At 54.4% G+C, this 18566-nt stretch carries 14 protein-coding genes; 2 read left to right on the top strand and 12 right to left on the bottom strand.

The features are described 5' to 3' along the window. Positions 1 to 87 precede the first annotated feature (87 nt). Positions 88 to 1044, top strand: coding sequence for a GDP-L-fucose synthase (fcl, locus tag LNV09_RS23735; RefSeq protein WP_318023321.1), 957 nt, complete (start codon positions 88 to 90; stop codon positions 1042 to 1044). A gap of 198 nt (positions 1045 to 1242) precedes the next feature. After that, a complete protein-coding gene (locus LNV09_RS23730) occupies positions 1243 to 4269 on the top strand; it encodes a heparinase II/III domain-containing protein (RefSeq protein WP_263559542.1) in 3027 nt (1008 codons plus the stop codon). A gap of 18 nt (positions 4270 to 4287) precedes the next feature. On the opposite strand, the gene LNV09_RS23725 is transcribed toward LNV09_RS23730, so the two are convergent. The 12 genes from LNV09_RS23725 to xrtB form a co-directional block, all read right to left on the bottom strand. Next, positions 4288 to 5562 carry a glucosamine inositolphosphorylceramide transferase family protein gene (locus tag LNV09_RS23725; protein ID WP_263559541.1) on the bottom strand — a complete coding sequence of 425 codons (1275 nt, stop codon included), beginning with the start codon at positions 5560 to 5562 and terminating at the stop codon, positions 4288 to 4290. Positions 5563 to 5642: 80 nt separating this feature from the next. Then, positions 5643 to 7673: a heparinase II/III family protein gene (locus LNV09_RS23720; protein ID WP_263559540.1), complete on the bottom strand. Its 2031-nt coding sequence runs from the start codon at positions 7671 to 7673 to the stop codon at positions 5643 to 5645. Then, entirely contained in the window at positions 7670 to 8761 is a 1092-nt protein-coding gene (locus tag LNV09_RS23715) for a glycosyltransferase family 4 protein (protein WP_263559539.1), read from the bottom strand. The genes LNV09_RS23720 and LNV09_RS23715 overlap by 4 nt, the downstream gene beginning before the upstream one ends. Positions 8762 to 8783: 22 nt before the next feature. Further along, the gene (locus LNV09_RS23710) at positions 8784 to 10100 is read right to left on the bottom strand and encodes a phenylacetate--CoA ligase family protein (RefSeq protein WP_263559538.1); all 1317 of its coding nucleotides are present in this window, start codon (positions 10098 to 10100) and stop codon (positions 8784 to 8786) included. 4 nt (positions 10101 to 10104) lie between these two features. After that, the gene (locus LNV09_RS23705) at positions 10105 to 11196 is read right to left on the bottom strand and encodes an NAD/NADP octopine/nopaline dehydrogenase family protein (RefSeq protein ID WP_263559537.1); all 1092 of its coding nucleotides are present in this window, start codon (positions 11194 to 11196) and stop codon (positions 10105 to 10107) included. Positions 11197 to 11287: 91 nt separating this feature from the next. Beyond that, on the bottom strand, positions 11288 to 12502 hold the full coding sequence (locus tag LNV09_RS23700; protein WP_263559536.1) for a glycosyltransferase: 1215 nt from the start codon (positions 12500 to 12502) through the stop codon (positions 11288 to 11290). Then, on the bottom strand, positions 12499 to 12945 hold the full coding sequence (locus LNV09_RS23695) for a serine O-acetyltransferase (RefSeq protein WP_263559535.1): 447 nt from the start codon (positions 12943 to 12945) through the stop codon (positions 12499 to 12501). Before LNV09_RS23695 ends, LNV09_RS23700 begins: the two co-directional genes overlap by 4 nt. A 35-nt stretch (positions 12946 to 12980) precedes the next feature. Then, the gene (locus LNV09_RS23690; RefSeq protein WP_263559534.1) at positions 12981 to 13733 is read right to left on the bottom strand and encodes a glycosyltransferase; all 753 of its coding nucleotides are present in this window, start codon (positions 13731 to 13733) and stop codon (positions 12981 to 12983) included. 123 nt (positions 13734 to 13856) lie between these two features. Then, complete coding sequence (locus LNV09_RS23685; RefSeq protein WP_263559533.1) at positions 13857 to 15302, bottom strand: O-antigen ligase family protein; 1446 nt, start codon at positions 15300 to 15302, stop codon at positions 13857 to 13859. Positions 15303 to 15313: 11 nt separating this feature from the next. Further along, positions 15314 to 16825, bottom strand: a complete 1512-nt coding sequence (locus LNV09_RS23680) for a lipopolysaccharide biosynthesis protein (protein WP_263559532.1) — start codon at positions 16823 to 16825, stop codon at positions 15314 to 15316. Positions 16826 to 16982: 157 nt separating this feature from the next. Beyond that, on the bottom strand, positions 16983 to 17660 hold the full coding sequence (gene epsI / locus LNV09_RS23675) for an exosortase-associated protein EpsI, B-type (RefSeq protein ID WP_263559531.1): 678 nt from the start codon (positions 17658 to 17660) through the stop codon (positions 16983 to 16985). Continuing rightward, on the bottom strand, positions 17657 to 18565 hold the full coding sequence (xrtB, locus tag LNV09_RS23670) for an exosortase B (RefSeq protein ID WP_263559530.1): 909 nt from the start codon (positions 18563 to 18565) through the stop codon (positions 17657 to 17659). The genes epsI and xrtB overlap by 4 nt, the downstream gene beginning before the upstream one ends. Between the last annotated feature and the right edge of the window lies 1 nt (position 18566).

Below are 18566 nucleotides of genomic sequence, written 5' to 3'. Positions count from 1 at the left end.
GCTCGTAATATTTGAGCGCTAGTTAGTCTTCGAGGGGCCGGTTCAGCGGCCCCTTTGTCGTAAGAGCTTCACCTTTTGAGTAGAAACATGAGTAGCAGTAGCACCATCACCAAGCAGTCAAAAATCTATATCACCGGCCATCGCGGCATGGTGGGCTCGGCCTTGGTGCGTCGCCTGCAAAAGGCTGGCTATACGAATCTGGTGACCCGTACGCGTGCCGAGCTGGATTTGTTGAATCAGCAAGCTGTGCATAGTTTCTTGGCCGAAGAAAAGCCGGACTACATTTATATTGCCGCAGCAAAAGTTGGTGGTATCAACGCCAACAATATCTACCGCGCCGATTTCCTCTATCAAAACCTGCTGATCGAGGCAAATCTGATTCACGGTGCACATCTGGCCGGCGTACAGCGCCTGATGTTCCTGGGCTCCAGCTGCATCTACCCGCGTGACTGCCCGCAGCCGATCAAAGAAGAGTATTTGCTGACAGGCCCGCTGGAGCAAACCAACGAGCCTTATGCGATTGCCAAGATTGCCGGCATCAAACTAGCCGAAAGCTATAACCAGCAATATGGCCGCCAATACATCAGCGCCATGCCCACAAATTTGTATGGGCCGAATGACAACTACGACCTCAGCAACAGCCATGTGCTGCCCGCGCTGATCCGCAAGGCACACGAGGCCAAGCTGCGCGGCGACGCCGAGTACGTGGTCTGGGGCAGCGGCACGCCAATGCGCGAGTTTCTCTATGTGGACGACTTGGCTGACGCCTGCGTCTACCTGATGGAATCTGGCTACGACGGCCCGCTGGTCAATGTGGGCACCGGCACCGATGTGACTATTCGCGAGCTGGCCGAAACAGTGATGAAAGTGGTCGGCTTTGCAGGCCGCATCGTCTTTGATGCGAGCAAGCCGGACGGCACGCCGCGCAAGCTGATGGACGTAAGCCGGCTGGCTGGGCTGGGTTGGCGCGCCAGCACCAGCTTGGAAGAGGGTATACGGCTCGCTCTTGCCGATTTCCTGACCAAGCAGGCCACATCGAACTGATCGCCAAACAAGACTGTTTCCATTGCTTGCATTTGACTAAGGATAAGTGAGAGGTAAATCACTAAAGACAAATCGCTACTTGCCGACAATGCCTATACCAGCTTTCCCGCCAAAGTCAGTGGCACGAGTCTATCGACTCATTGCCCCTACCAAGGTAAATGCCTCCTAGGAAAGTCAGCCAGCGAGATGTCCAGTGCCATGAAGTACCTTCCGCAGTCCCTCTGCAATTCGACGAAAACCCCACGCCTGACAAAGCTAATTGGCCTCTTTGTCGCTGGTGCCTTGCTCAACGCCTGCGGAGGTGGGGCGGGGGGGGAAAACAGTGCTGACAACAAATCTGTCTCCGCAATCACACCAAGCGGGGAAGCATCAGGAGCGACAGCTGCGGCGCAAAGCGCATCCGACTCCGCTTCGGCTGCTGTAGCTGTGGCCAATGCCGCATCGGCTGCGGATAGCGTAGCCAGTGGCCCCAGCGCACAGGCGCAAGCCGCAAAGGCATTGGACACCAACAGCAAGATAGCGACCGCGCCACCGGCCGCGTCGGCTGCAACTGCAACTGCACCTGCATCTGCACCTGCAACGGCATCAAAAACAACTGCGGCGAGCCCAACAACCAGCACCTCCGTCCCGATGGCGACCGTCGCTGGCCAGATTGGGACGGTACCGCCAACGGCTGCACCTCCCGCTGCAGCTACTGTGGCCAATGCTGCACCCAAAGTTTCGGTTGCTGTGCCAACGCTGGTGCTACCCAGCTTGCCGCCTTTGGCTGCAGCACCAACGCCTGCCCCTGTGCTTGCCCCTTCTGTTGCTCCGGTCACGAACTCGGCCGTGGCTGCGTTGCCAAAACAACCTATTGCGACTGTACTGCCCAAGTACATTGAACTTTATGGAACAGGCATCAGCTCCGTCTATTCCGATGGTTGCGTTCCCAGCATAAAGGCCGATTTCATTGATTCGGCAACTTGGACAACTCGACGGCTGGAGCCCAGAGACTGCGCAATTGTGCAGACCTCAACGCCGGTTTTTTCATGGCGGCAACCCACTACACGCGATACTAAAGTCGCATGGATTTTTAGGCTCAACAAGCCAAATGGTGAACTTGTGTTGACACGACAGTCCAGCTCACCGCGCCTGCTCTTGGCCGATCAATCGCTAGCTCCAGGACAGTACACCTGGACGGTCAGCTATACCGACAACAAGAAGGTGCTCATCACCAGCGAAGCTCGGCGCTTCTCGGTAGCAACTGGCGCTTCAAATGCAACACTTCCATCTGGCTTGGCCCTTGCGAATGCGGCTGCTAGCAAGCCGCATCCTAGGCTTGTTCCAACCGGGTCAACCCCAACCAAGATCGCCGCAGCAGCGCGCGCCAGCGAGTTGGGTACCTCCTTCAGTGCTTTCTTGACTGCAGCCGATACAGCTCTTGCAACTCCGCCGACCGCCGCGCCTGTCAGTGCCCCGAGGGCGGCGCTTTCCGTAGCTGACGCGGGCGCATTGATAGCAATCAAAAAGCAAACTGAGGCAGAACATGCCGCCATTGAGGCTCTAGGCTACGGCTTCATTTTCACCGGTGACTTGAAGTATCAGAAGGCGGGCATCGACCACGTCATGGCGCTCGCCGCATGGTCCACCACGGGGCCAACCAGCGAAGCCATTCAAGACCAAGCGAATCGACAAATCTATCTTGCACTGGCAAAAGGACTGGACTTTTTTGGGGCGGCGCTCACTTCGCAGCAGACGGCGACTATTGTTGCAACCTTGAAAGACCGGATCCAGCAAGCCCGGGCCGATGTAGCAACTCTGGACGCCAATCCGTACAACTCCCATGTATTAACGGCAGCGCAATTGATTACGGAAGCACTGCTTTACGCAGTCGGCACCACAGGTTTTCCTGAGGCCAAGACTTGGCTTGCCGAGTCATGGGAAGTTTGGCTGACCGGAACAATTGGTATCTGGGGAGGCTCCGACGGTGCCTACGGCAATGGTGAAGCCTATGGTTGGTACACGATGGCGAACTTTGCCAATTCCGTAGCCACGGCACGACTGATCGCAGGAGTTGATCTCAGCAAATGGGCTAGCGTTGGCAAGTTTGGCAACAGTCAAATAGCCTTTACAAATGTGCCCGGCCCCAGCAGAAGCTCTTTCGGCGACGACAACGAACGAAGTAGCCATTTCTGGGACTACAGCAGCGACAGCTACAGGCTCTATGCTTCATTGACCCGCGACCCAGTTCACGAGTGGTATTGGCGCCAGAATTCAGCGAGCTTGGCCTATAGATGGGCTGTCACTCCCGCAAACTACATGATGTTGGGTCTCTACCCGAGCCGGCCAGCAGCGACAGCGCCGTCACTCAACTCCTCGTTGTTTGAAGATGCAGGGCTTGTCGCCATCCACAGCAAAGCCGCCGACCCGGCAAGAAGCAGTGTGTTTTTCAGGTCCAGCCGCCTAGGCAGTTTTAGCCATTCGCACGCTGACAACAACTCCTTCAACTTCAGCTCAAAAGGCTTACCCCTTTTGATCAGCGGTGGTTACTACCCTTACTATGGCTCGCCACACCATCTGACAGTGGCGCGCGCCACTCGTTTCAAAAATGCGCTGACCTTTGACGGCGGTATCGGGCAAGCTGAGCCCAGTGCCAATCCAACCGCGCCGGGCAAACCGGTTGATACCATGGATGCCCGTGGGCAACTGATCAACTTCACTGATACCGGGACCTGGGCCGCCACGACGGGTGATGCCAGTTTGGCCTACCAAGGTCAAAACCAAACCACGGCTGTGTGGTCTCCAGTTCTCAGCAATGCAATTCGATCCATTGCCTACAACCGCTCCGAAAAAGTGCTGATCATTTACGACTGGGCCACCAGCACGTCAAACCGAACATGGGAACTGAACTTCCAGAGCTTGACCTTGCCAACCGTCAGCGGCAAGACCGTCAAGATCGTCAATGGTGTCGCTTCTGCCTGCATTGATGTTTACGGCATGGCAGGCAATGCGCCTGCCTTGTTCAGCGGTTTCCCTGTAGCACCTGAAAACGGCGCAGCCGATCAACATCGGGCCAGATACTCGGCAGCATCGCCAAGCAAGGAACTCGCAGCCGTCACCGTCATCAGGGAGGACTGCCGAGCGGTGCCCGTTACAGTCAACTTAACAGGCACGAGCGCTGCAGTGACTATCAACGGCGGCACAGCAGCTGTTTTTGACAAGAAGCTCGTCAAGCTGCCTTTGTAGGGCAGCCAGAACGCAAGCTCAGATCAAATCAAAAACAGGAATGCGTCTGAGCAAGTCCACGCACGCTGTCGAGCCAAAAGTCGACAGCGTGTGTAAACCAAAAAACTCTGACGACCCGTCCCAGGAAATTGGACCCAAGTCCTCTTCAAAGAAACTTGTCGCCGAGAGTTCGGTCACGCGCTGAACCCTGACCCCAGCGCCGTACCTTGCTGAACAATCTTGGACTACGCGATGAAGTGCGCCGTCTTCTACCCACATGGCTCCCGCTGGGCGGACAGTTTGCGCATCGATCTTGACTGGGTTTGCTGCATGTGCCTGCCATGGCCCCAGCAAATCATGCGCCCAAAAAATTACCAACTCGTCAAAGATTGAGGCGCCAGCATCGCCCCGGGCTGCAAACATCCACCACTTGCCCTCATATTGAATAACCGTCGCATCGGCCCAGCGCTCACCCGACAAAAGGGTAGCCACCTTGGTCCAAGTCTCAATGCTGCCCCCGTTCACATACAGGTCAACCGTCCTATTGGCGGACGACTCGGGGATCATGTAGAGCTTGCCTGCATCTTCTAGCAAGAAGGGGTAAGACAGGTGATAGGGTAAATCGAGCACCAGTCGAGGCGAACCAATAATTTGCCCCTGCTCCCCCAGTTCCACGGCGGCAATCTTGCCCCGGTTCTCCTTGAAGACCAATTCCTCGAAAAGCAGCCACCGTTTGCCCGCAAGTTCGGTAACAAAAGGATCTGCCCAAAACCGATCACCCGGTGGTTCGATCACGGCCGTGACCAAGAACTTATCCGTCTTATCGCCCCAGCGCCCAACTGCTAGTACCCATTGCTCCCGCATCAGCACCGACCTTATTGCGTCGCGCAGCAGTTGGTATATCAAACGAAAAGAACTGCTTGGCGCGGGCGAAGCGCTACGCAACTGTGTAGCCGGACCAGGCAAGCTCTGTGGCCTTGTCTGCGCTACCAATTGCGCCTTCGCCAACACGGCGGGCAGCTTAGCCAGCACCAAGCCCATGCTGCGCCGCAGTGAACGATGTTCAATCCAAGCCTGGGCGGTGTAAATCAATTCGCGCGACTGGCCACATCGAATTTCAATCGGAATCGTCAGGCCCGACCCAATATAGGCTCTGACTCCGTCTTCAAGTTGGGCCAGCGGCAAACCACCCACCGACAACTGCCAATCTGGCCAAGCGGCCAGCGATTTCGTAGCCTGCGACAGTTCAATCTGGCTGGCACGAAACATCTGTCGGTCCAGCCATCGATAGGCTAACTCGATCACATCCTTCATTTTTCACTCCACTCCCTACTCTTGCGTTCAGCATGTTTGCTCTGGGCAGCTCTACTGGCCGCCTCATCAGCGCTTTAGTTTTATAAATTCCTTGGTAGGCTGAACTGAGTCTCTATCCGCAACTCGCTACCTTGCCCCGCCCATCGAATGGTATGGCAAGGCTTCTTTTCACCATAGTCTTTGGACCACCAAGCCAGGGGGGGGGCATCCTGAGCCGTGATGACTTCTAAGCGCCCAGCAAGGGAGGCATTGATGCGCAAACCAATGCATAGGCCTTTAATCTTGTGCCTGAGTGAAAGCTGATCCTCGCCAGCAGGCTCGACAGTCCAATCGGGTGCCACATGCCAGAACAGTTCAATCAGTTCCGCGCTGCTACCGCGCACCTCGTCAATCACCAGCAATTTCGACTCTTCGCCGATTTTGTCAAATTTCACTTCACGGGTGTGGCAGAAGCGGCCGGGCAAGCGGCGATAACCATCATGGCTGGCGCGCAAGTGAAAACCGCCATCAGCACTGCGCTGCACTGATCGATCTGCACCTATCTGCGCCTTGCGTGTCCACATAAAGCGCCCGCCGCTGACCGACTGATCCAGACCGGCCACTCGCACCGTGTTGTGTGCAGCCGTCCCTCTGAAATAGTCTCGCCACCACTTGTCAGCCCAATAGGAATAGGTACCGGGATCGATCAACACCGGCAAGCCGGCGACCGATAGCCAGACCTGTAAAGCATCGGCATGGCCGTGCGCCGCGATACCCAAGTAACCTAGTGGGCCGGCGTCCACCAGCCCTAACACCTCATCCGGCCCACCCAAATTGCGGCCGAAGAGGAAATAGCCCCCCTCAGGAAAATCCAATTGACGCAGAGCGGCACCAGCTAGCTTGCCTGGCTGGGCCAGATTTGCGCCTGCCATATCGAGCCAGGCCACGTCATCACGCAGCTTGTGTTTAAGTGGCAGCCACTCGGGCATGGCAAACAACGCAGCGCCTTTTTGCAGCATGGCCGCGAAACAGTCTCGGCCTGAGCGCGGGTCAAGCCTGAAAGCCTCGGCGCCATCGGCGTCGCCCACTTGCGGCACCTCACCCTTGACGGTGGTGACGGCGGCGACGAATTCACACATCGCCTTCATACGGGCCAGATAGGCGGGCGACATCGGCCGGCCAGCAGCCGCAGCTGCGCGCTCTGCGGCCAGGAAGAAGTCGAAGGTAAACGTCGCGTACTCGAAGGCCTGCTCTCGCAACACACCATCTGCCGTAACCTGCAACTGCACCTCACGCTCCAACTCCCGGCGCGCTTGCTCCGCCAAGATCTCAAACGACGCCCAAAAAGGCCAAGTCTGCGCCGCTACAAAAATGCCCGCCAACTCGCCCACCAAGTGATTGTTCGCCGACGAGTGACGCGAGAAATGCTTGCTGATCGCGCGCGCATGTAGATTGATGCTGGCTAGCCAACGTTGGCGCAAGTCCATCCCCTGGGCACCGTCAAACAAGGGCGAGGTCAAGCCGCCAATCAACTGCCAGACCGCCGACCAATTCAGCAAACGCAGCGCGTATTCCAAGGAGCTGGTCCAGTTCGGGCCGATGCCAAAAGCGCATTGATCCAGCCACGAGCGCAATTGCTCGCCCAAAGCTCGCAAGTGGGTTGTGTCACCGCTGAGTGCCCAGGCTTGCGCCAGCGCAACCCAATGCAGATGCCGATTGAGCTCCCACAGGTACTTGATGTCACCCACCTGAGCGCGGTCGGTGATAGCAATCGCATGCGCCGCCAGCGCCGGCGCTTGCACCCCGGTCAAGGGGCAGCGATTCCATTGCGGGGGCGAGCCCACCTCGTAGCGTTGGCTGGCGAACAGGCGCACAGAGCCGCGCTCAATCGCCGCCGCTTCGGCCAGATAGGCTGCCGCATCCACCGAGCTAGGCGCAGGCGAAGCCCGCACCCATTGGGCGCCACCACCTAACTGCCTGACCGGCTCTGCACTCAAGACGCCGAGGCCCAGCACACGCTCAGCCTTTGACTGCCAGGCATAGAGCGCCCGATGCGCGACCTCGGCCGGCGTCATGCAACACAGGCGGTTCCAGAACCAAGCCAGCCGGCCGCCGGCCTCCTGGCTACTCATTGGCCAGGCCCCTTCGCGCCAAACTCCTGGACACCCAGTTCCCGGTACAAAGCTGCGACCTGGCCCAATACCCGCTCGGTGCCAAATCGCTCCGCCACCCGCGCCCTCGCCCGCTCCCCCAGTTGCATTCGCAAGCCGGTATCCCGCAACAGGCGAAGCAACGCATCCGCCAGCTCCTGCGGTTGGCCGGGCGTGACCAACAAGCCTTGCTGCCCAGGCTGCACCGCCTCCGGAATGCCGCCCACTGGCGTCACCACCATCGCCTTGCCATGCGCCATCGCCTCCAGCATCGCCATCGGCAAGCCCTCATGGAAGGACGGCAGCACAAACACCTCGGCGCGGGCGAACTGCTGCAGCTTCGCGTCGCCGAGCACCCAACCCAGAAACTCGACGTGCTCTGCAATACCCAACTCCGCCGCCCGACTGCGTAGCCTCTCTACATCCCCATCACCCCCAATGGCGAGGCGCAAACCGGGACAAAGAGGTGCGAGCAACTTCACTGCCTCCAGCAAATCAAAAATACCTTTCGCTTGCTCGGCGCGGCCCAAGAAAAGCAAGCGCCCGGCTTCTTCACGCTGATGCGACACCGTCACAGGCAGGAATACTGGATTGGCGATCACCCGCACCGCCCCAGGCTGAGCAAATTTCGCCAAGAACTCTGCCCAAGCCGTAGACAGCCCCACGACCCGGTTCGATCGAGCAATGGTGTGAGCGATCCAGCGTTGCAGCCAGGCCGGAGAGCCCGCATAAAACTCCTGAAATCCACCGCCATGCAAATGGAATACCGTCGCCACGCCAAACAGCCGCGCCAACCCCAAATAAAGCGATTTGCGCAAAAAGCTGCCATTCGAGGCGACATGGGCGTGCACGAGAGAGACCCGCCCCGAAGCCAACAAAGCTACAAGCTTGGCGGTCGCATTAACGCTTGCCCAAAGTTTGCTGAACTTGCTGCCTTCCCGGTGTGTGGACAAATAGCGAATGGGCAAACGATCAAACAGACCGTTGTCGATATAGACCGAGACCACCGCCGCCACACCGCCTTTGCCAACTGGGTCGGTGCCTATCATCAAGGCTAGGTGCGCACTCACGCTACAGCCTTTGACTTCATATTCATGTTGTCAGATCGATCTGCACCAACTTGCGCTTGCCGTTTTTGCCCAAGGGAATGTCATTCACCAATTCAAGCTCAACATCAAAAAAACTACCCCACCGTTTCAGTTGGGCGTCCAGCACAAATTTTTGTTGCTCTTCGGTCATTGCATCGCCACGCGGCACCACAGCAATAGAAATTGCACCTGGCTTGCGCTGGCGCACCTGATACAGGCGCACAAAATCCCAGGTCACCTCGTCGATCACGATCGATAGGCCAGGAATACGCCCACCAAATCGGTCGGTCAAAAACTCCTGACTGCGGCCTTCAATCAATTCACACAAACCGCCTGCATCTATTGCACCAAAGTCCTTGGTGCAATAGCGAACTAAGGGCGTCACGTCGTTCCAAAGGGACGTGCCGACGATCTCAGCCCGGCCATTTATCAAACGATTTTCATTGACCCCGTACAAATCATCGAACTGAAACCTCAGAGCTTCGCCTCCTTCATACCGAGCAAAGGCAATATTTGTGCGCTCGGTCAAACCGTAGTTCACCGAGATTGGGCATTTGAAGGCACGCGCTATCGCACTCAGTTGGCTTGACGTCGCAGGTTCTGAGGCCAGCAAAACCGCTCGCACCTCAAAACCCAGGTCCTCGCCCTTCAATAAATCGGCTAAATCAGCCGCCACACTCGGATAGGCGTGGATAAACGCCGGTTTGAAACGTCGCAGCGCCGCCAAGATAGCGGTCTTGTGCCCGACATTGACGTGGTACGGCGACAGCATCAATCGATTGCCATTGACGCGCGTAGGTGGCTCATTCGCTTTGGCTCTGGCATCGGCGCCAATGCGCAAGTACTGCGACTTGTCAAAGCTAAAGCCAAATTTGCCCCACTCGAACGCGAAAAACGCCCGCTCGATATCGGCCAATCTCTTATTGCGCCACAGTCCTATGCCCTCCCCGGTGGAGCCACCGCTGGTAGCGTAATGAAGGCGGCTCAAGCTGTAACGCTCATTGCGAAACTCAGCCTGCCGGCTCATCACCGTGTTCTTCTCCAACAGAGGGAAGCGCTCTAGCAAAGCATATGGGTCTTCATGAACCAGTTCGGAGGCACTTAACTTGACTTCGTTTCGGTAGAAAGGCACATCATTAACGCAAGTCGCCAACAAAGCCCGCAGCCTCGCTTGTCGTTGCCGCATCAACCCGTCGGGAGACTGCGCACGCTGCGCTTGCAATTCCAACACCTGAAAGTACTGCGGGTGATACAGCAAACGCTGTGGGATGAAGGCTCGGTACTTGTAGTAGGCCTTTTCCAAGTGGTCAATCAGGCTCATCGCTTCAACCGTTGATCTCAGCCACAAACTCATCCGCAGACATACCGGCAAAACCGAGTTGATCCAAGGTTCGCGCCTTTGATTCAAACTCGGTCCCCAGCAAGGCTCCGGCCAACACAATCAATGAATCGCAAACCGGTGTCGGCACCCCCAGGCGCTGGCCCAAGGACGACATCAGCCCCAGCCCCATGGGCACATCCTCAGTGACATAGCGGGTCGTCATATCTGTCGGGCCCTTTGGTCCGCCTTCGCTCGCGTACTTTCGCAACACGTCGATGGCTGGCATGTCCAGGTTTTCTTCATTGCGGAACTTGAAGGCCTCCAGATAAGCGCTTGGCTCGCCTTGCGTGCGGGCAATGATGGCCTTCTTTTCTTCGTCCAACCGCTCCATCAACCGAATAGTGGACGGCGTAAACGCTTCCCGGTACATCCAAAATTCGCCTTGCGAATACTCAATTCGGCTGGCCGACAACAAAGTACCCACCGTATGCAAGATCAGATTCGGGTTGTGCATCGCCGACTCAACCACATTGCTGCGCGCCGCCACATAGCGAGGCAACAGCGCCTGCGCGATCGCCAAACCTTCTTGGCTACGGCTGCGTGGCAGAAAGGCCAAGGCGTTGCGAGTGTTCTCCCACAACACATTGACCACGCCCGGCTCGGTAATGCGAGCATCAAATGGCAGGCTTTCACCTTCGGCCACGATCACATCAGGCGATGAACTGTATTTGCGGAAGTAGCAGCTACCCATATAGCCTGGGCTCACAACGACTAACTGCCCAGCATTCAAACGCGGGCCGATCAGGCGGGCAATCGCTTCATGTTGAGTTGACTGTGTAGCGACGAACACAATATCCGGCCGGGTAGCAAAGGCCGCATCCAAGTCACGAGTCGCCAGCGTGAAAGGCTGAAAGCGGCGCTCGCCGTGGCGCGGGTTGTCAATCACATCCATGCCTTGGCGTTCCAACACACGCTCAAAGTTGGCGTCGTGCATGGACTTCGAAGTCTTCAACAAAACGACCTGATGACCACGAAGCGACAACTCAGCCGCATGGGCACAGCCCGCATTTCCAGCTCCGACGATAACTACGCGCATTTCCCTACTCCCCACAAACCAAACAAATTAAAACAAAGGCTAAGTTCGAAACCCAAATGAAATGGCTAGGCCAAGTCGCGAAGGCTAGCATTCAATCTGTGACAAGCGTTTGATATACGGCCGCCACTTGCTGCGCAATGGCCTTGTAAGCGCGATGCTCAACAACCCAGCATGGCCCTTTAGCACGCAAGCCCTCAGCGAAACCTGGTTCTTGAAGCAGACGCAAGCAAGCCGCAGCAAATGCGTCAATTTCCATGGGGACACAAAGACCGGCGCCACTTTGTTCCAGCACTACTTTCTGATCCGGAATGTCATTGCCGACACAAGGCAGACCCAAGGCCAAATACTCAACTGCCTTTGTCGGCGATGACACATCGAACAACAGGCCACGCGGAATCGGAGAAAGCCCCACGTCGGCATGACGCAACAAGGCCAATCCCTCGACCTGAGGCAGCCAACCTGTCAACCACACATGATCAGCCAAACCGCTATCGGCGATCACCTGGCGAATCCACACCTTTTCATCGTCACTGGCACCGTCGCCAGCCAACAAAAGCATAGCGGTGGGTTCCTGCACCCTGACCTGCTTCAACACCGCAAGCAAAAAGTCAGAATGCCTTGAATGCCCCAGGGTGCCCATATAAGCCAACACCTTGCGCTCGTGAAATTGTGGCGGGCGAGGCAACACGCAATGATTCGCTTCAAACAAATCTAGGTCTACGCCCATGGGTACCGCCGTCATCTTGCTACGCGCCACGCCTTTCCTCACCATGAACTCCAGCATGGCTTCACTCTGCACAAACAGGTGATCAACCCGCGGCGCCAGCCAGTGGTAGTAGATATGACCAGCAAATGCCGCCCGCAAGTGATAAAAAAGTTGCTTCGCTCGCCCTTGGTTCGGCCCCACTTGCTGAGCCCTGACTTTGAAACCCTCAGCAAAGGGAAAAGACATCCAATAAGTCATCTTCCGCCCGGTCAAGCGCGCTACCCAAAGCGACAACAAGCCTGTGCGAATTTTGTCGCGGACTTGAATGACAGCGTGTTGGGGCTGGAGGCGACGCAGCAGCGCCAAATCATGAACGGGCCGCAACATTTGTCCAAGCACACTGTGAGACTCGGTACCATGTACGAAGACATCCCCGGCAGGCCAAGCCTGCCCCCCCGAGACCGACTTGCGAAGCACCATTTGCCCTAGCAGATCGGAGGCAACACCGAGTCGCTTCAACTCCTTGCCAAACAATACCGCCACATCAGGCCGAGCAGCTGGCAAATAGTCATACAACAAAAACAGCAGACGCAAATTCATGAATTTACCTGCGTAGCCCCTGGTGCCTTACCGTTGATTGGCAGCAGCTTAGAAGGTACCCCGACAGCGATGGCACCAGCAGGCACATCAGTCAGTACGACAGCATTTGCGCCAATCTTGGCCCCGCGACCTATTCGAACCGGCCCAAGCACGCAAGCGCCGGCACCGATCTCCACATCGTCTTCCAGAATCGGCACCTCAAAAAACCCGGAACGTCCGCCAATGGTGACATTTTGCGAAATCTTTACCCGGTCACCGATAACCGTGCGCGCGTGTACCACGATGCCTAAGCCGCTGTAGCCGAACAACACACCTTGCCCAAGCTGTACGCTGGGCGGCAGAGCGATGGCAAACAACATTCGATTCAAGGCATACAAAAGGCGCGGCAGAACTGGGATGCGATGGCTGAAAAGCCAATGGGAAATTCGAAATATCAACAGCATTTGATTTACCCAATTAAATATCGGCGATTAGATATTCAGTCACCACTTCTCAAATGACGAGTACGCTTCAAATAACGTATTTCGAATAAGAGATGAGCCAATGGATTTCGCCACCAATACCGCCGCCGCACCGAAAGTTCTTCTCTTCGCGCCTTTAGCTTGTTTGCCGACGAGACGCTGCCCGGGTGATCTCTAAAAATGGCCAACGGTCGGTCCAACTGCGCAGGAACATGCCGCCACCCCAAGCGCATCCAGAGATCAATATCCATCGCCAATTTGAGACCTTCATCAAACTGGCCTACCTCTGAGAACGCCTGTTTACGAACAAAGGTTGCTGGGTGAGGCACAAACAATTTTCCGGACCCGCTGGCATATGCAAATCGAGTAAACCTTTGCATAGGCACACTGCTGCGTTGCAAATCGGAACCACACAACACATCAATGCGACCAAAGGCCCACATCGCACCACTTGCCATCACTTCAGCAACTGCGGCGAGAACGTCTGGGTCAGCAAAGAAGTCATCCGAATGCAGATGGGCAACAACTTCGCCACTAGCTGCATCTATCCCCGCATTCATAGCATGACTGATACCACCACCTACATCACGCAGCAATATAGCTTTCGGGCAACGCCGACTAATAATCTCCAACGTGCCATCGGTTGAACCCCCGTCGACGAAAATATGCTCTATTTCTAAGCCTACACCTTTCTGGGCTTGCACGGAGTCGATAGTCTCATTCAATGTTTTCACACTATTCCAAGTGCAAGTTACTATTGAAAATTTCATGCAATTTAATAATTATAATTAACGTTATTTAGTCGAAATAGTTACTAACTCAACAGAGCAATTAGACGATTGAATTCAACATTAACCTTCAATGACAGCGAATCGCTCTCCAGTTTCATTTACTCAAACATCTCGAAGTCGAAAATCTTGAGTAGCCTTCTTTGAATTTTGTCCGACACAACTCATTCGAGCTTTTTGAATCGGCGCAGCGGAAACCAACATTAACAACAGCACATGAAACATGGATTCGCTACCAAAGCTATGCAAAGAAATTGGCACTTCGCTAACAGACCGAACAGCCATTAGTACAACCAAGGCTGCAGGCAAGCCTCCGAAGGCGGCATACCGAGGAATTAGCCGCTTGACTAGAACGAGCAAATAAATCAAAAAACTGATCATACCCACAACCCCGGAAACCGCCAGCACATTCACGAATTGGTTGTGAGCGTGAAAGGCCGATGCATATCCTATCTGGAAGCGATGATATGGGTCCCACATAGCCGGTCCATACCCAAATACGGGGCTTCGCTGCCATTCACGGAAAGCTACAGCCCAAATCTCTGTACGCCCGGTCAAAGTCAGTAGGTCATTGCCCATCCGGGTTTCAAAAAACTTTTCAACTTTCGCGTCAAAGGCACCAGAAATAAGCACAAACATTGCCGCGACAACCAAAATCATCACACCCAACAGCGCAGATTGCGTGAATTCCTTATGTTGCAGCCCCAAACCTAAACCCTTGGGCTTGCCTTTTTGCTGAACAAAAAGCAAAACAACCAAACAAAGAACCGCCGCAATCCAACTAGTTCGGGATTGTGCAAGCACGAGTGTCACCGCAGCCACGACCCAGGCGAAATTTTGCAGCCAACGTTGAGTAAATGGGCTACACCAAATGCAGATAAGGGTCAGAACTGCCAATGGTCCTATTGCGTTTGGGCCGGAAGAAAGCCCGTAATAACGATATTTAAAACCAGGAATGAAACCCGTCAAATATGGCGCTAACACCATGCTTTTCTTGACGGCAAGGACCAACAAGCCCGCGCCCATGAATACAATCAACGCATTTCGCGCCCAAACAATAGTGCGAAGGGCCCCTTTTTCAGTTGTCAACATTGCAGCAAAGCCAATTACGAGCGCGTAGGCGTACTCATGCGAAAATACTGGTCGCGTACCAAAAATCGCTGGCAGTGCGACTGAACAAATCCAAAATCCCACAAATGCCGCCATTAAGACGCGGGGAGTATTTATCTGCCGTTTCGCGAGCGCAAATGTTGTAATTTGCTGTACCGATGCTGCAAGCAAAAAGAGTGAAGTGAGCCGCTGCACCCATTTCGCCACAGCACCTCCACCCTCCGCCAATTCTGGCAACATATCCTCTGAGAACCCTAAATTTCTTCCCGAGGCCAAGGTACCTATTGCGATAGCGATCACCATAGGCACAAACATATATATCAAGAAACCATCAGGCCGCTTTACACCCAGATGCAAGGTCCCACCCACCACCAGCACAAAACCTATTGCCACGGCAAACGCCATTAACAGATACATGCCGTAATAAATGATTGGTTCCATGAGATTCTCGTTTAACGTGTCGTGCTTGTGCCACTAAAATGTCGGGCAAAATGGCGCGTAAGCCAAGAGTTTGTAGGCAGGAATCGAGTCAACAATGTCGCTGCCGGTTGACCCAAAAGCTTAGGTACACTCACCCAAAGTAGTACTGCGATCAGGGCCGACCCACCTGTGCGGCTGAGGAGCAATAAAAGGGCGTGACCATTCAAATGGTCAGCTATAAGGCCGCTCAAGTAGCCAGAAGCCAGTACCAAACCATTCAACATAACCGCCCGACAGAATAAATTCAAAACAGTGGCACCGCTTAGTTTTAACGCCCTAGCTGCCGGCACAGCCAACACCGCAAAGCGTAAAAAGATAAGCGCAGCTGCCACGCCTGCCATTGCAACCAAGCCAAAACGCGAAGCCAATACCAAGGCTGCTAAACCACCCAGCAATAAAGGGATCTGACAAAGCACCTCCAGTCGCCGCCTTCCGGTATTCCAAAGTATCGGCGTTGTCATTGACCATGCTAGATAAGCTGGCATGACCATCAATAGAAGCACGAATACCCGGCCGCTCTCATCCCAATTGGGGCCATAGAGTATGCGCACAATATCTGAGCCGGATAACGCCAACGCAGAAAACACGGGAGCGACTACCATCCATATGAAGGACTGAACCTCCAAATATGCTTTTCGCAAAGTAGGAATTTGATCCTGCAAACGGGCGCCTGAGGCCAAAAAAGCAGGCTGCAAAGCAGAAATCAACAAACCATTTGGGACGGAAGCAAGATTGTATCCAACAGCATACAGTCCTGCGGAATGAGTACCCAAAATTCTGCCGATAAGAAATCGATCTGCATTGAGCAGGAGCCAATTGCAGATATTTGTCACGAGGACAATAAATCCAAAATTGATGAATTCTCTTGGCTTAGCCACACGAAACAGAAGCCGACTTGGATGTGGTCGACAACGAAAACTTAATACTGCGCCTAGAAATGCCTGAAACACCCAAGCCGCAACCAAACTCCAGACACCAAATCCTAAAGCCGCCAGAGGTAATCCCAAAAGGCCATATGCGCTGGCATAACTCTGAACCTGCACAATTGCCTGTTCTTTAAATCGCAATTCTCGCCGCAGCAGGTTGCTAGCCGTAGATGCCACGGCATTGAAAATACAGGTAAGTGCCAACCAGCGCACAACTTCTGTCAAGCGCGGCTCATGTAAAAATTTGGCCGCCGCAGCGGCTCCGACAAACATAATTGCCGCGCCCAACAGTCCGCTGATACATTGCCACGTAAAAACAAAACGTATCGATTCCTCATCGATGGTCTCGCGCTGCATCAAACTCCAACCCAAGCCAAATTCAGAAAAAAAAGTAGCAAAGATTAAGACCAAGGTCGCCAATGCAAACAAACCATAACTATCTGGCCCCAAAAGGCGAGCTACAGCAATATTCACACCCAATTGCATGGCGAATTTAGCGACGGCGGAAAGCAAACCCCACTTGGCTGCACTCACTGTCTTTACCGCTAGCTCGCTCATCTTGTCAGCAGGACATTCAATAGAAATGGAAGGAAGTGGATTCAGTTGCGTCTGACAAGCAGGCCAGTCAGCATGTATGCAGCTTGGCTATTCGAATGCAGCAGATTTTTCCAGGCTAACGCGCAAGCACTATGACAATACTGCTTGAAGTTTGGCTCTACTTGCCGAATATTCTTGCATGTGATTCGGGAGGAACAGCCAAGGCCAAAGCCTGCAGAAATTCACTCTGAATACCAAATGCGCGCTCCGAATCCATATCAATGGAAGAAACACGCATCAACATGCCGTCAGGAATCAGGCCGCGCACCCCATAGGAAAGTTGTGCCAGCTTTTGCTGCGTTGCGGAAGTCACTGCCTCGTCACCCACAATCACCCAATAAGTAATTGGTTCGAATCGCTGGTCCAATTTGGAAGTCAATTGGCGAATATGCAAATTCTTGCCAGGCAACTGCAAGTCCGTTGCTCGGTTCGATGTAATTTGAAAACCCTGGGCCGGATAACACACTTCCGGGCGATGCAGGCGGGTGCCATCAGACTGGTCGCCGCCATAAGCGACCGACAACATGATTCGCTCGCCGCGCTTATTCACATAAGTGCGACTGAGCACTTGGTTGTAAATCTTATCCAGGCGCGCCTGCACATCGGGTGCGGGCAATATCACTGGGGTGTTTCTATCAATTACCCAATCACCAAAACTCTTGGGAAATATGGCCTCCAAATTAGGTTGGCCAACTTTATCCGCCAGATGCACGGTCGGCGTCATCAGATGTGCAGCCCCGGACGAGGCTGCCATCAAAACGGCCATCACGACAACGGCGATTGGGTTGTACTTCATTTTCCAACCCTACCTGTATCCCAAAAGACATTGAGCAACTTATCTACCAAGAGCATCGAAACCAGGGCAACCATGAACAAAACCATACCGGCAAAACCATGCACAAAACCTTGTCCGGCTGCATCCCCAAAGTGATAGGTCACCAATACCAAAATCATCACGCGTACGATATTGGACACAAAAGAAATTGGTATCAACAACAAGGCGAGCGTAACATTGCGCCCCACCGAGGTGTAATTCATGAGCTTCATATAGAGCAGGCCAAGCGCCTCCAAGGTAAACATGGAGTTCAAACCTGCACAGGCATCCGCTACTAAAAGCTGATAGGGGCCAACGGTCAACACAACCCCGGCGCGCCCAATCGGATAACCCAACTGATACAAGATCCCTGATGCCACGGCGGAAACGGCTGACTTTAAAGGTGTGGTCAACCAAGTTACCAAGACTTCAGGCAATGGCACCATGAAAATCAAAAAGAACAAAGGGAACCAAATCAAGCGTAGCGCCGAGGTTCCAAGAACAATCAAAACAATCGCTATTAGCGTGAATATCTGCGACGACACCTCAAAGAGCAGCACCGACTGCGATCGCCCGAATACATACAAAACAATCGCCAGCAAAAAACTTAAGCCACCCGCCACATAAGCAGGTTTTGGCTTCAGCGCGGCCAACACATGCCGCTGCTGAAACAGCAACCAAATGCTAACCGCCAGAATAATTGGCCCATGCCCTTGCTCGTCACTCGCCCAAACCGTACCAGAAAGATTGAGATAAGTTGGCACATACATGGCCAAAAAGCCAAGCAGCAGAACCAAGAGCAGGCCTAGATCCTGCTTCTCAAGTACGGGAGAGCCTTCTATTTGAGCATTGGGCAACGTCGGGCTCGCTGGCGAAGTCTGAGACATG

The organism is Paucibacter sp. B2R-40 (assembly GCF_025717555.1).
Lineage (GTDB): Bacteria > Pseudomonadota > Gammaproteobacteria > Burkholderiales > Burkholderiaceae_C > Paucibacter_A.
The sequence above is the reverse complement of the archived record's forward strand: the minus strand, read 5'-3'. Positions and strand labels throughout refer to the sequence as shown.